The sequence below is a fragment of the Streptomyces flavovariabilis genome (genome assembly GCF_000725785.1).
GTDB lineage: Bacteria > Actinomycetota > Actinomycetes > Streptomycetales > Streptomycetaceae > Streptomyces > Streptomyces hawaiiensis.
The window spans coordinates 1-274 of sequence record NZ_JNXD01000111.1 but is presented as its reverse complement, the minus strand read 5'-3'; the positions used below and the strand labels follow the sequence as shown (position 1 = coordinate 274).

Annotated in this window: 1 protein-coding gene; it reads right to left on the bottom strand. The window is 67.9% G+C overall.

Annotation, left to right across the window (positions count from 1 at the left end; all coding sequences use genetic code 11):
* Positions 1-58: 58 nt before the first annotated feature.
* Positions 59-274 (bottom strand): transposase (locus tag IO24_RS0140145; RefSeq protein ID WP_031144879.1); only part of this gene is annotated, 216 nt, incomplete at its 5' end.

Genomic DNA, 274 nt, shown 5'->3' with positions numbered 1-274 from the left:
AAGGCTGATGAAGATCTTGGTGAGGGCTGTCCGGCCGTCAGGCCGGACAGCCCTCCGGTCATGTACTGGCCGGTGCGATGTGCCAGGTGCCACTGGTGTGGGTGAGTCCGAGGTTGATCAGTCGGCGGAGGTTGAGTGCGGCGGCTCGGGTGTGGAGCCAGGTGTCGTTCTTGATGGTGCCGCGGTAGCGCAGGCGCCGGTTGCCGTGGTGGACGAGCCAGGCGACGGCGCGTTCGACCGGGGGGCGCCAGCGTCGGTATTCGGTCTGCCAGCC